Consider the following 14292-nt stretch of genomic DNA (forward strand, 5'->3'; position numbering starts at 1 on the left):
TCAGTGCTCGACGCAACAACATTCGATGAGCTTCGCATCGGCCTCGCGACCGCCGACGACATCCGTCGCTGGTCCTACGGTGAGGTCAAGAAGCCCGAGACCATCAACTACCGCACCCTCAAGCCCGAGAAGGACGGCCTCTTCGGAGAGCAGATCTTCGGACCCAGCCGTGACTGGGAGTGCGCGTGCGGCAAGTACAAGCGCGTGCGCTTCAAGGGCATCGTCTGCGAGCGCTGCGGCGTGGAGGTCACCAAGTCCTCCGTCCGTCGCGAGCGCATGGGCCACATCGAGCTCGCGGCGCCCGTCACCCACATCTGGTACTTCAAGGGCGTGCCCTCGCGCCTGGGCTACCTGCTGGACATGGCGCCGAAGGACCTCGAGAAGGTCATCTACTTCGCCGCGTACATGGTCATCTCGGTCGACGAGGACGCCCGTCACGCCGACATGCCCCAGCTCGAGAACGAGCTGCGTCTCGAGCTGAAGACGCTCGCCGATCAGCGTGACTCGCGCATCGCGGCCCGCCTGCGCAAGCTGGAGGAGGAGCTCGCCTCGCTCGAGGAGGAGGGCGCCAAGGCCGACCAGAAGAAGAAGGTCAAGGACGCCGCCGAGAAGGAGATGGGGCAGATCCGCAAGGGCTTCGACGAGCAGATCACTCGTCTGGAGCGCGTGTGGGAGGACTTCCGCAGCCTCAAGGTCGGCGACCTCAAGCCCGAGGACGACGTCTTCCAGGAGCTGCAGGACCGCTTCAGCCTCTACTTCGAGGCGCACATGGGCGCCGAGTCGATCCAGCGCCGCCTCGCCGCCTTCGACCTGGCCGCCGAGGCCGAGAACCTGCACCTGCAGATCTCCGAGGGCAAGGGCCAGCGCAAGATCCGCGCCATCAAGCGACTCAAGGTCGTCAACTCCTTCCTCTCGACGGGCATGAGCCCCGCCGCGATGGTTCTCGATGTCGTGCCGGTGATCCCGCCGGAGCTGCGCCCGATGGTGCAGCTCGACGGTGGCCGCTTCGCCACCTCCGACCTCAACGACCTCTACCGTCGCGTGATCAACCGCAACAACCGCCTGCGTCGTCTCATCGATCTCGGCGCCCCCGAGATCATCGTGAACAACGAGAAGCGGATGCTGCAGGAGGCCGTCGATGCTCTGTTCGACAACGGCCGCCGCGGTCGTCCCGTCACGGGCACCGGCAACCGCGCGCTGAAGTCGCTCTCCGACATGCTCAAGGGCAAGCAGGGCCGGTTCCGTCAGAACCTGCTCGGCAAGCGCGTGGACTACTCGGGCCGTTCGGTCATCGTCGTCGGTCCCCAGCTCAAGCTGCACCAGTGCGGCCTGCCCAAGCAGATGGCTCTCGAGCTGTTCAAGCCGTTCGTCATCAAGCGCCTGATCGATCTCGGTCACTCGCAGAACATCAAGGCCGCCAAGCGCGCCGTCGAGCGCACTCGTCCCGAGGTCTGGGACGTGCTCGAGGAGATCATCCGCGAGCGGCCCGTGCTGCTCAACCGTGCGCCCACGCTCCACCGTCTGGGTATCCAGGCGTTCGAGCCGCAGCTCGTGGAGGGCAAGGCGATCCAGCTGCACCCGCTCGTGTGCGCCGCGTTCAACGCGGACTTCGACGGCGACCAGATGGCCGTCCACCTGCCCCTGTCGGTCGAGGCTCAGGCCGAGGCGCGTCTGCTCATGCTGGCCTCGAACAACATCCTGAAGCCCTCCGACGGTCGCCCCGTCACCCTGCCCTCGCAGGACATGATCATCGGTCTGCACCACCTGACCACGGTCAAGCCGGGCGCCACCGGTGAGGGACGCGCATTCGGCTCGGTCTCGGAGGCGATCCTCGCCCGCGAGGAGGGCACGCTCGATCTGCAGGCCAAGGTGCGCATCCGCGTCCCGGGTCTGGCCTTCCTCGAGGGCGAAGCCCCCGAGGACTACGAGCGCCACGGCCTCGTCGAGGCATCCCTGGGCCAGGCGATCTTCAACGACGCCCTGCCCAAGGGATACCCGTTCGTGCGCGAGCAGGCCGACAAGGGCAAGCTGTCGCAGATCGTCAACAAGCTCGCCGAGGAGTACCCGGCCGAGGTCGCCGCGACCCTCGACCGCATCAAGGACGCCGGCTTCCACTGGGCCACGCGCTCGGGTGTCACGGTCGCCCTCTCCGACATCCTGACCCCGCCGAACAAGGCGGAGATCGTCTCGAAGTACGAGAAGGACGCCGCGAAGGTCCAGGACGACTTCGACATGGGCTTCATCGACGACGGTGCGCGCCGCAAGGAGCTCATCGACATCTGGACGAAGGCCACCGACGAGGTCCAGGCCGCGATGCGGGAGAACTTCCCGGTCGACAACACCATCAACCGCATGGTGTCCTCGGGTGCTCGCGGTAACTGGCTGCAGATCCGCAACATCGCGGGTATGCGCGGTCTCGTGAACAACCCCAAGGGTGAGATCATCCCCCGTCCGATCATCTCCTCGTACCGCGAGGGTCTGTCGGTGGCGGAGTACTTCATCGCGACGCACGGTACCCGCAAGGGTCTCGCCGACACCGCCCTGCGCACCGCCGACTCGGGTTACCTGACCCGTCGTCTGGTGGATGTCTCGCAGGACGTCATCATCCGCGAAGAAGACTGCGGCACGTCGAAGGGTCTCGAGTACGTCATCGCGGCCCCGGGGGCTTCGGGCGAGCTCGTCAAGGACAAGAACGTCGAGAACTCGGTGTTCGCCCGCACTCTCGCCTCGGATGTCGTCGACGCCCAGGGCGCGGTGCTCGCGGCCGCCGGTGAGGACGTCGGAGACGTGCTCATCGAGAAGCTGTTCCAGGCGGGTGTCGAGTCCATCAAGGTGCGCTCGGTCCTCACCTGCGACTCGGCGGTCGGCGTCTGCGCCAAGTGCTACGGCCGTTCGCTCGCGACGGGCAAGCTCGTCGACATCGGCGAGGCCGTCGGCATCATCGCGGCCCAGTCGATCGGCGAACCCGGCACGCAGCTGACGATGCGCACCTTCCACACGGGCGGTTCCGCGTCGGCAGACGACATCACGCAGGGTCTGCCCCGTGTGCAGGAACTGTTCGAGGCCCGCACGCCCAAGGGCGCGTCTCCCATCGCGGAGGCGGCGGGTCGCGTGACGATCGACGAGACCGACAAGTCGAAGAAGATCATCATCACGCCCGACAACGGCGACGAGCCCACCGTGTACCCGGTGCTCAAGCGCGCGACGCTGCTCGTCGAGGACGGCCAGCACGTCGAGGTCGGCGAGGCGCTGCAGGTGGGTACCCGCGACCCGAAGGACATCATGCGCGTGCAGGGTGCCCGCGAGGTGCAGAAGTACCTCGTCGGCGGCGTGCAGGGTGTCTACCGCTCGCAGGGTGTGCCGATCCACGACAAGCACATCGAGGTCATCGTCCGCCAGATGCTCCGCAAGGTCACCGTGGTCGACCACGGCGACACGACGCTGCTGCCCGGTGAGCTCGTCGACTCGCGTCGCTTCATCGACATCAACCGCCAGACGGTCGCCGAGGGCAAGCGTCCGGCGTCGGGTCGCCCTGAGCTGATGGGTATCACGAAGGCGTCGCTCGCGACCGAGTCGTGGCTCTCGGCCGCCTCCTTCCAGGAGACGACCCGCGTGCTCACCGAGGCCGCGATGCAGGGCAAGAGCGACCCGCTCGTCGGTCTCAAGGAGAACGTCATCATCGGAAAGCTCATCCCGGCGGGTACCGGCCTCGGCAAGTACCGCAACGTCGTGGTGGAGGCGACCGAAGAGGCCAAGAGCGAGCGCTACCCGAACCGCGTGTTCGCGTCGGACGGCGTCTACTCGGAGGCCGATCTCGGGTTCGTCGACTTCGACAGCTTCTCGACGGACGACTTCACGCCCGGCACGTACAACTGAGTCGAGCAACGCAGAAGGGGTCCCGGTTCGCCGGGGCCCCTTCGGCGTTCTCGGGACGCGTCGCGTGGCACCCGCTCGCACCGGGCGGCCTCGCCTAGGGTGGCCTCGTCAGTGCCGTGGGCGCGGTCGGGAGGAACGCAGGATGGCGAGGGTCGGCGGCCGCAGCACGTGGTTCGCGTGGTTCGCGGGCTTGGTGTCGGCGGCCGCGCTCGCCGCGCTGGTGTGGCTTGCGCTGCCGATGGCTCCGGTCGTCGCGGACTGGGCGGGCCAGGCCCTGCGCGGCGATCTCCTGCCGGCGCAGGCCCAGGGCGGTTCGGCAGCCCTCCCTTCTCCCTCCGCGACACCGGATCCCGCCGTCGCGGACGCTCCGGACCCGCCGACGTTCCCTTCCCGCTGCGAGGACCTCTACCCCGGCGGACTCTGGGAGCGGCTGAGCAGCGACTGGTCTCTCACGCTCGACGAGGCGGCCACGCCGCCCCCGTCCGCCGTTCCCGCGCTGCCCGAGGCCTTCGGGGCGCAGATCCTCATCGGATGCTCCTGGCAGGGCGATGCGGGGCGGGCGGTCCTGACGGTCGCGACGGTCTCCGATCGAGCGGCGGGGGAGGCGGCCCGGATCCTGGGTGCGTCGGGGTTCGCCTGTGCGCCGGACGCCGACGGCGTGCGCTGCGAGCGGGGCGCGGCAGAAGGGGTGGATGCCGAGACCCACATCGTGCGGGGCGGCCTCTGGCTCGCCAGCATCCGCTCATACCCCGGACCGCCCACCGAGCTCTCGAGCACCGTCGTCCGGGTGTGGCCGTAGCGCCGCGCCCGGGTCGCTGCGGACTCCGACACGCGTCGGCACGCCTCACGGAGCACCGACACCGCGGAGGGTACCCTGACGACGCGGGTCGGACGCCCGCGCGTGAGGAGTGCACCCATGAGCGACGCCAGCAAGGCCCCGGGAGATCCCGTCGAGGACCCGCGACCCGCGGATGAGGATGTCGTGGGGCGCGCCCACGAGGGGCTCGCCAGCGCCGAGGCCGCCCAGCGCGACATCGACCGCGCCCCCGCCGCCGACACCGCGCCGGCGGCCGGTGCGCAGACCGACGAGGACGACGCGGCGTTCGCCGCGCGCTACGCCGGATACGACACGCCCAGCGACACGAGCGACGAGCCCGCCACCGCGCACACGCCGCCCGCAGCCTCGAAGACCGACGCCGCGCCCGCCGCCGCGACGGCCGCCTACGCGTCGTCGCCGACGGCGTACGACGCACCCGCTCCGGTCACCTCCCCGGAACCGGCCGCCGAGACGGTCGCTGTCGCACCGGCGGCGTCACCCGCGAGCCCTCAGCCGATCTTCGTGCAGGCGCCCGAGGCGCCGCGCCCCCGCGGCAACCGCGCCGCCGCCGGACTCATCGGATTGCTCGCCGCGCTCTCGTTCGCGGTGCTCTATCTCGCCGTGGCCCTGGGCATCGGACTGCTCGATGGCACGTACACGTTCGATTCGGTGCTCGAGGGCGCCATCTCCGGGGCCACCTCCTGGTGGCTGTGGATCACCACGGCGACCTACTTCGTGGGCTTCTGGCTGCTCGGCGCGATCATCAACCGCGGACGATGGGGGCACTGGGTCGTCTGGGGGCTGCTCCTCGGATTCGTCGCCTACGGCGCGCACCTGGTGGGACAGCTCTTCGAGGCGCCGTTCTGGCAGCTCACCCGCAGCGAGGGCGCCGAGCTCGTCGAGGCGCAGCTGGTTGCTCCTCTGGCCTTCGCCGCCTTCGTCATCGGCCGCGAGCTGGCGATCTGGTACGGCGCGTGGATCTCCGCGCGCGGCAGGCGCGTCTCCGAGCTCAACAACGAGGCGCAGCGAGAGTACGAGCGCACGCTCGAAGCGGGGCCCACCCTGGTCCGGTCGTAGCGGAGTATCCGGTGGGCGCCGATGACGCGGGGGCGAATACTCGGCGCGCGTGGACGATCGTCGCCTTCGCGACGGCGGGCTTCTTCGCGCTGCTGGTCTTCGCTCTCGGCATGGCATCGCTGCTCACGGGCGATGCGGTCATCGACGAGCCGGGGCTCGGACCCGTGCCGGGCATCATCGGCACCATCGCGGCGCTCGTCGGCTTCGTCGCCGTGACCGCCCCCGCGCTGCTGCGCGGCGCGGCGGGCGTCGGGCAGGCGCTGGGCGGCGGCGCCGCGGCGGCGGCGGCCTACTGCGCCGGCGTGCTCGTCGGCGCAGTCGCCATCGGCGCGGACCCGCTGCGCGCGCTCGCGATCGCGGGGGCCGTCCTGCTGTCCTGGGTCTCGGTCACCATCGCCGGGGCGGGCGTCGTCGCCGGCGCGGGAGCGGCCGTCGCGGCGCGCTCCGGCCCCGGCGTCCCGCGCTGGCCCTGGGAACGCGACGACGAAGACCGCTGAGCCCGAGAAGCGCGCCGTTCCGGGCGTTCGGGGCTACGGTGGGGGCATGGAGCGCTCGCTCGAGACGCAGGTGAGCCAGGCGATCGACGCCTGGCTGCGCTGGCTTCCCCGCTGGGAGCCCGCGACGCACCGCGGGCGGCTCGCGCCGTGCCGTCGCTGCTTCGGATCTCCCGTCCTGTCGGCGGCGGGTCTCGGCTCCGATGTGCCGCACGGCGTGCAGCACGGCCTGTCGACCAGGGTCAAGACGATCGTCGACCATGCCGTCGCGGTCTACACCGCGCGCAATCTGCCCATGCTGCAGGGTGAGCTCGATCAGCAGGCTGCGCGCAACCGCGCTCGCACCTACCGGCCCGCTGAGGGCCTCGAGCCCGAGTACGAGGGGCTCCCCCTCGACCCCGAGCCGCAGCCGGGCGCCCCCTTCCTCTTCACGATCGCCGAGCTGGCGCAGCAGGTCGACGCCGACGTGCCGGAGCTGCCCGCGCTGAGCGACGATGCCAAGGCGGCCCTCCGGCAGGAGGTGGGACTCGCCGACGACTACGCCAACCTCGTCGGCCGCGAGGTGTGCACACTGCTCCTGCGCCACCGCCTGCGTATCCAGTCCGCGATCACGCAGTACGTCGAGCCGCAGATCGAGTCGATGCTCGAGGAGCTCTCACGCAGCCTCGATTCGCCCTTCGATCCGGGAGATCCGCCTCTCCACAGGGGCGAGCGCGATCAGTGATCCCCCAGCATCCCGCGACCACGGCGCTGTTAGCATGTGAGCCATCCTCGCGTGGGCGGGGAGGGTGCTCACCGTGACGGGGGCTGTGAGCGCTCCGGGAGAGTCATCGACGCCGACGTCGGGCGTCACTGGGGGGAAATGTGGCCAAGCGGCTGCCGTCCGATCCTCCCCTGCTGCCCGGGCTGACCTACATCCGCCCGCTCGGCTCGGGTGGATTCGCCGACGTGTTCCTGTACGAACAGGACATGCCGCGTCGTCACGTCGCGGTCAAGGTGCTGCCCAGCGACGTGCGCGACGCCGACCTGCTGCGCATGTTCAACGCCGAGGCCGATGTGCTCGCCCATCTCTCCGCGCACCCGTCGATCGTCACCGTGTACCAGGCCGGGATCTCGGCCGAGGGGCGGCCCTACATCGTCATGGAGTACTGCCCCGGTTCGCTCTCGCAGCGCTATCGGGTCGAGCGCATCCCCGTGGCGGAGGTGCTCGCGATCGGCGTCAAGATGGCGAGCGCGCTGGAGTCCGCGCACCGCGCGGGCCTCGTGCACCGCGACGTCAAGCCGAGCAACATCCTCGTGACGAGTTTCGGCGCGCCGGTGCTGGCCGACTTCGGCATCTCCTCCTCCCTCGCCCGCGGCAAGGCCGACGAGGTGCTGGCCATGAGCGTGCCCTGGAGCGCTCCCGAGGTGATCACCGAATCCACGAGCGGCACCGTCGCCAGCGAGGTGTGGGGGCTCGGGGCCACGGTCTACTCGCTGCTCGCGGGGCACAGTCCCTTCGAACGCCTCGAGCGGGGTCAGAACACCCGCGAGCATCTGCGCCGGCGCATCACGCGCGCGACCTACCCGCGGTTGACCCGGGCGGATGTGCCGGACTCGTTGCAGGAGGTGCTCGCGAAGGCGATGAGCCGCGAACCGCAGCGGCGTCACCCCGACGCGCTGTCGCTGGGCGAGGCCCTGCGTGGCGTGCAGACCGAGCTGGGCCTGCCGCAGACGCCACTCGAGGTCGCGACCGACGAGTGGGCTCCCACGCCCGCGGCCGTCGACTTCTCGGATGCCGCGCTGCGGGGCCCCGCGCGGACCTGGGTCGAGCAGGCCACGGTGCGCAAGGCCCCGGCCCGGGTGGGCGTGGCGGCGCTGGCCCGTGACGAAGACGCCGACATCTCGGGGCGCGTGGAGCCGGGCACCCGCCGCTGGGCCTGGATCCTCGGCGGGGTCGCGGTAGTGGCCTTCGGGGTCGTCGCCGGTATCCTCGGCGCGCTCATCGGATCGGGCGGACTGTGAAACGCGGGCGGCGCACGCTCATCGCGGGCCTGGCCGGGCTCGCCGCGGTCGGAGTCATCGCGGGGGTGAGTGTCGTGTGGCCGGGGCTCGATGCCCGCGAGACCCCCAGCAGCGATGCGTCCGTCTGGGCGCTGCAGACCGGTGACGGGCGACGCTACGCCCGCGTCAACACCGCCATCGGCGAGCTGGACACCGTCCGGGGCATCGGAAACCCGAGCATGGTGGCGCAGAGCGCGTCGGGGGCGTACCTCTTCTCCGAGAGCTTCGGAAAGGTGACCCGCATCGACGAGGCGCTGCCGGTCGACATCGACGACGACGCCCTGCGCGAATCGCCCTCCACTCCCGAGGGCACCGTCGACGTGGCGGTCGCGGGTGACTTCGCGGCCTACCTCACCGATTCGGGTGCGGTGTGGGCCGGGCGGCTCTCCGATCCGTCGCCCGCGCAGGTGGATCCGTTCTCGGGTGCCGACGATGACGCGCCGGCGTACGCGGCCGACGCGATCGCGGTCGACGAACGGGGGATGCTGTACAGCTACTCGGCCAGGGACGCCGCCGTGCTGCGCTACGACATCCCCACGGGCCAGGCGCGGGGCAGCGACGAGGCGCGGTTCGAGGTCGACGACCCGGGCATCACGGCGGCGGGGGACGTGTGGTTCGTCGTCGACCTCGACGACGGGCGCGCATGGCGCCGGGGCGACGACGTCGCGATCGATACCGAGACGGTCGGCGGGCGGGTGCTGGGGGTGGCGTCGGCGTCCGCGGACGCCGCGCTGATCGCCGATGAGACCAGTCTCGTGCGCCTGCCCGCCGACGGTTCCGCCCCCGTCCGGGCGGCGGGCACGGGCGAACAGCTGCTCGGCGCTCCCGCCGCCCCCGTGACCGTGGACGGGGTCGCCTACGCCGCCTGGCTGCCGCAGGGCGCGGGCGACGGAGTGCTCTGGAACTCGCAGACGCAGTCCTCGGCGCTGGAATACGGCGCAGGCACGCTCGGTGACGAACGTCGACCGGTCTTCGTCGTCGGCTCCGGCGCCGTCGTGCTCAACGAGACGCGGTCGGGCTGGGTCTGGAATCTGCCGTCGGGAAGGCTGCTGCCCTCCAGTCAGGACTGGACGCTCGGCGACCAGATCGACGCGCAGGCCCAGGAGAGCGAGGAGCAGGCGGCGGTCGTGCTCGACCCGAAGCCGCCGATCGCCCAGCCCGATGCCTTCGGGGTTCGCGGGGGCGCGCTGGCGAGCCTTCCGGTCCTGCTCAACGACCACGATCCCAACGAGGACGTCCTGAGCATCGACCCCGAGTCCGTCACGGGACTTGACCCCGGATTCGGCGTCGTGACCATCACCGACAACGGGCAGCGCCTCGCGGTGCGGGTGGATGCCGCGGCGCAGGGCTCGGCATCCTTCTCCTACCGCGTGACCGACGGCACGGCGGCGCCGGGGCTCGTCTCGGAGCCGACCACCGTGACGCTGTCCGTCGTCGGCGAGGCCGAGAACGCCGCTCCGCAGTGGTGCGGGACCACGGGCTGCCTCGCCGATCGTCCGTCGGCGGAGGTCGCCCCCGGCGGCACCGTCGTGGTGCCGGTGCTGCAGGGCTGGGTCGATCCCGACGGCGATCCCCTGCTGCTGGCGTCGGTGCAGAACCCCTCCGGGATCGGCACGGTCGCGGCGTCCCCGGCCGGCGAGGTCGTCTATCAGCACTCCGACGACGGATCGGGCGCCGCCCAGCAGGTGGAGCTGAGCGTCTCGGTCGCCGACACCCGCGGCGGAATCACCTCGATGGATGTGACGGTGCGCATCGGGCAGCAGCCGGCTCTGCAGGCCCAGTCCTTCGCCCTCATCGACACCCTGAGCGAGGGGGGCTTCACGGTCGACGTCGCCCCGCACGTGACGGGCACCGCCGGCCTCGTGTCGCTCACGTCGGTGCGCGTCCTCGATGACGCCCCGGCGACCGCCGTCGCAGCCCCCGGGGGCACGGCCTTCGACATCACCGCTCGCGAGAGCGGCGTGTACCGCGTGAGCTACACGGTGGGCGACGGGTCGAGCGAGGTGACCGCCACGGCACGCATCACGCTGCTCGACGAGGACGCCCAGGCCCAGCTGACGACGGCGCCGGTGGTGGCCTTCGTGCATCCGCGCGAGGACGCCACGGTGGATGTGTTCCGCACCGTGTCGAACCCCACCCGGCGGGTGCTGCTGCTCAGCGACGTGCGCGCGACGGCGCGCGACGGGTCGAGCCTGTCGGTCGACGTCGTCGCCCAGGACTCGCTGCGGGTCTCCGGAACCACCGCCTCCGGAGCCCCCGGTGTGCTCGGCACCGTGACCTACACGGTCAGCGACGGCACCGATGACACGGGATCACGCGTCGAGGGCGAGGCGACGATCTACCTCCTCCCGCCCGCCCCCGAGCTGGCGCCGATCGCGGTCGAGGACCGTGTGGTCGTGCGCCAGGGGGCTCAGATCGACATCCCCGTGCTCGAGAACGACGTCGCACCCGCCGGGTCCGCCCTCACCCTGAACCCCGAGTCGGTGCGCTCGAGCGCGCCCGGCGCCCTCGCCTTCGCAGCGGGCGATTCGCTGCGCTATCTCGCGCCGGATGAGCCGGGGGAGTACACGATCGACTACGGCGTGTTCGCCTCCGGGTCGCCCTCGCTCGCCGACACGGCGAGCGTACGGGTGCGGGTCACGTCCGACGACGCCAACCGCGCCCCGCTGCCCGAGACCCTCGAGGGTCGCGTCCTCAGCGGCCAGTCCACCACCGTGGACTTCGACGGGTTCGGGGTCGATCCGGATGGCGACGCGGTGGTGCTCGACGCCGTCCTCACACAGCCCGAGTCGGGGTCGGCGACCCTCGCTGCCGACGGTGCGTCGATCGTGTACTCCAGCGTGTCCGGATTCCAGGGCCAGGTCTCGTTCCGCTACCGGGTCGTCGACAGCCTCGGCGTGACGGGCACCGCGACCGCCCGGATCGGTGTGCTCGACGAGCAGACCAACCCCAGCCCCGTGACCTTCACGGACTACGTCCAGGTGCAGGCGGGTGCGGCGAGCGAGATCCGGATCAGCCCCCTCGCGAACGACGTCGACCCCACGCGGGGTGCCCTGACGCTGACGGATGTGCGACCCGACCTCGTCGCGACACTCGAGGACGGCACCTCGAGCCCCGAGTTCGTCCGCCAGGACGCGCTCATCCGCGCGGTCGACGACCAGTCCGTCACGATCGCGGCCGGCACGCAGCCCGCGACCATGTCGTTCCTCTACGACGTCGAGAGCGATTCCGGCAACACCGGGCGCGGTCTGATCGTGGTCAAGGTCGTGCGCGAAGCCGTGCCGAACTATCCCGTCGTGGCCGACACCGTGCTCACGGTCGAGACGAGGGAGCAGTTCACCCGCGGCGTCGACGTCGTCGCGGGCAAGGTGTCGTGGTCTGGCGGAAACGCATCCGATCTGACCCTGAGTCTGTGGGGCGAACCCGCGGGTGTCGAGGTGTCGGGCGATCGCGTCTCCGGACCGCTGCCGATGCAGTCGCGGCTGGTCGCCTTCCGCCTCCAGGGAGAGGGACCCGCGGGCCCCGTCGAGACGTACGGGTTCCTGCGCATCCCCGGTGAGCAGGATCTCACCCTGGCGCTGCGCAGCAGTGTGCGCGCGCTCGATGTCACGGAGGGGCAGTCCCGGACGTTCGACATGGATGCCCTCGTCGCGTCGCCGAGGGGAAGCGACATCGAACTCGGCCCCGACGTGAGCGCATCGGGCGCGCGCGCCGAAGGGTCCTGCACCGTCGAGGACGGCACGCGCATCCGCTACGACGCGGGATTCGGTGGACCGTGGGTGGATGCATGCCACGTCCCGGTGCGCATCGTGGGGACCGAGGAATGGACGTATCTGTCGGTTCCGGTGCACATCCTCGCCGTCGAGCCGCAACCCGAGCTGCGCAGCGGATCGCTCACCGTCGGTCCCGGAGAGAGTGCGACCTACGATCTGCGCACCCTCACGACGTGGCAGGGCACCGAGGACTGGGACCGCCTCGTCTACGCCACGCAGTACACCGGCTCGGCCTTCGACGTGACGGTGGAAGACGGCGTCGTGCAGATCACCGGCGCCGACCGCGCCGTGCCGGGGACCGAGGAGGCGGTGCAGGTCACCGTCACCAGCCATACGGGCGTCGCGCCCGCCCGGCTGATCCTGCGGGTGGGTACCGCTCCCGTGACCCTGCCCCGCGGCGGCACCCTCGCGCAGACCTGTTCCCAGGCCGCGGGCTCGTCCTGCACGATTCCGGTTCTCGGCGGCGCGGGCGAGGTCAACCCCCTGCCCCGGACTCCGCTCGAGCTCGTCGCCGTGCGCTCGACCGGCGAGTGCGCCGGGGTGTCCTTCTCGGTCGCGGGCCCCGCCTCGGTCGCCGCGAGCTGGACCGCCGACGCCCCCGGCGCGACATGCACCGCATCCTTCTCGGTGCGAGACGCGCAGGGCCGCGTGACCACTGCCGACCGCGACGGTTCGCTTCTGCTCGACCTGCAGGGATTCCCCCGCACCCCCGCGAGCGTCACGCAGGTCGCCTATGACGACGGCCTGGTGACCCTGCGCGTCGATCCCGGTGAGGCCCGTCAGGCGTACCCCGCACTGACGGGATTCGTCGTGCGGCATGCGGGTGCGGTCGTGGCGACGTGCGCGGCGGACGGCACGTGTCCCGTGATCTCCGCCCCCAACGGGGAGGAGCGCAGCTATGAGGCGGCCGCCGTCAACGCGGTGGGAGAGTCCGCCGGTGTCGTGCGCGTCGTCGCCTGGGCCTACGACCCTCCCTCGGCTCCGGCATCCCTCACGGCCTCCCCCGTGGTCACCGGCGGTGAAGGCGGCGTCGTGTCGCTGCGGGTCGACGGGGTCGACGCCGCGGGCACCGGCTACCTCGAGATCGTGAGTGCGGCCGGCGAGAGCGCGCGCGTGGATGTCGGTCGCGGCGAGACCGAGGTCACGCTGGCGCGGTTCCGGGTGGGGGCCAACACGGCCACGCCCGTCACCGTCACGCCCTATTCCCGATTCGCCGTTCCCCCGGGGCTCCCGGGGTCGACCTCCGGCGGCTCCGTGACGGTGCTGGCCAACGGCGTGGGGGCTCCCCGGGATGCCGAGCTGACGCTCGAGGCGGTGTCGGCCGGCGACGGCACGACGACGGTGCGCGCGCGGGCGTCGGCATCCAGCGGAGGCGACGGCTCGTCTCTGCTGTTCGGTATCGTGCGCGCGGGGTCGGACTGCGAACCGACGCACTCCGATCCGACCGAGGCGTTCGTCGGGCTCCCCGACGGCGATGAGTACGGCTTCACGGCGTGTGTCGCGTCGGTGATCGATGACCGGACGTTCGGAACGGCTTCGGCCGCGGCATCCGTGCGCGCCGTGCAGAGCGGCGACGCACCGCGCGGCTTCACCTACGTCGTCTCGTCGACCCCCGTCGTGACCGACCGTCAGGCGACCTGGGTCATCCGGGATCGACCCACCTCGTCCGAGCCCGTGCCCAACAACAACGTCGTCGAGTACCGCGGGGGTCCGCCCACCGGCGTCTTCGACCGCAACCCCGGCCTGGAGGTCCGCTACACGCACCGGCTGTGGGACACCTCGACCGGATGGGCGACCGCGACGCCGCGCGCCGGCAGCGCGCCCTACCAAGTCTGGGCGCGCTGGAGCGTCGCGTCCTGCATCGGCGGCAGCCCCCTCGCGGTCAACGGCGACTCGTCGGGGGATGCGGCCGCGATCTCGTTCGCGCTCGCGGGCGCGGTGTTCCGCGACGCCGGGGGAGCGGCGCTGCCCTTCGACGCCTCGACGGGCGTCGTGCCCATCGGCGCGGTGTCCGTGTCGAACATCGGCGTCACCGCCGATTGGAGCGCGCAGGGGTGGGGACTCGACGCCGCGTCCGCATCGTTCGGCGGCAGCTGCGACCCGAACAATCCCGTGCCGCCGCCCGAGCCGGAGCCCGACCCCGCCCCCGAGCCCGAGCCCGAGCCCGAGACCCCGGCCCTTCCGGAGGAGAGCACCCCGTGATCATGACCGC

7 protein-coding genes are annotated in these 14292 nt (G+C 71.3%); all 7 read left to right on the forward strand.

Annotated features, from left to right (window positions below; translation table 11 throughout):
- Positions 1–3 precede the first annotated feature (3 nt).
- The 7 genes from AB2L57_RS02735 to AB2L57_RS02765 all read left to right on the forward strand — a co-directional run bounded on the left by AB2L57_RS02735 (position 4) and on the right by AB2L57_RS02765 (position 14282).
- A complete protein-coding gene (locus tag AB2L57_RS02735; protein WP_409047989.1) occupies positions 4–3876 on the forward strand; it encodes a DNA-directed RNA polymerase subunit beta' in 3873 nt (1290 codons plus the stop codon).
- 142 nt (positions 3877–4018) lie between these two features.
- Complete coding sequence (locus AB2L57_RS02740; protein ID WP_409047990.1) at positions 4019–4675, forward strand: hypothetical protein; 657 nt, start codon at positions 4019–4021, stop codon at positions 4673–4675.
- Between the two features lie 117 nt (positions 4676–4792).
- Positions 4793–5770: an ABC transporter gene (locus tag AB2L57_RS02745; RefSeq protein WP_409047991.1), complete on the forward strand. Its 978-nt coding sequence runs from the start codon at positions 4793–4795 to the stop codon at positions 5768–5770.
- Between the two features lie 11 nt (positions 5771–5781).
- A complete protein-coding gene (locus AB2L57_RS02750; RefSeq protein ID WP_409047992.1) occupies positions 5782–6267 on the forward strand; it encodes a hypothetical protein in 486 nt (161 codons plus the stop codon).
- 46 nt (positions 6268–6313) lie between these two features.
- Entirely contained in the window at positions 6314–6988 is a 675-nt protein-coding gene (locus AB2L57_RS02755) for a spermidine/putrescine ABC transporter substrate-binding protein (RefSeq protein ID WP_409047993.1), read from the forward strand.
- A gap of 140 nt (positions 6989–7128) precedes the next feature.
- Positions 7129–8268 (forward strand): serine/threonine-protein kinase, encoded by a 1140-nt coding sequence (locus AB2L57_RS02760; RefSeq protein ID WP_409047994.1) that lies wholly within the window; start codon positions 7129–7131, stop codon positions 8266–8268.
- Positions 8265–14282, forward strand: a complete 6018-nt coding sequence (locus tag AB2L57_RS02765; protein ID WP_409047995.1) for an Ig-like domain-containing protein — start codon at positions 8265–8267, stop codon at positions 14280–14282. Before AB2L57_RS02760 ends, AB2L57_RS02765 begins: the two co-directional genes overlap by 4 nt.
- The last annotated feature ends 10 nt before the right edge of the window (positions 14283–14292 follow it).

Origin of the sequence: Microbacterium sp. HA-8 (assembly GCF_046111165.1) — a bacterium.
In the GTDB taxonomy this organism is placed as follows: domain Bacteria; phylum Actinomycetota; class Actinomycetes; order Actinomycetales; family Microbacteriaceae; genus Microbacterium.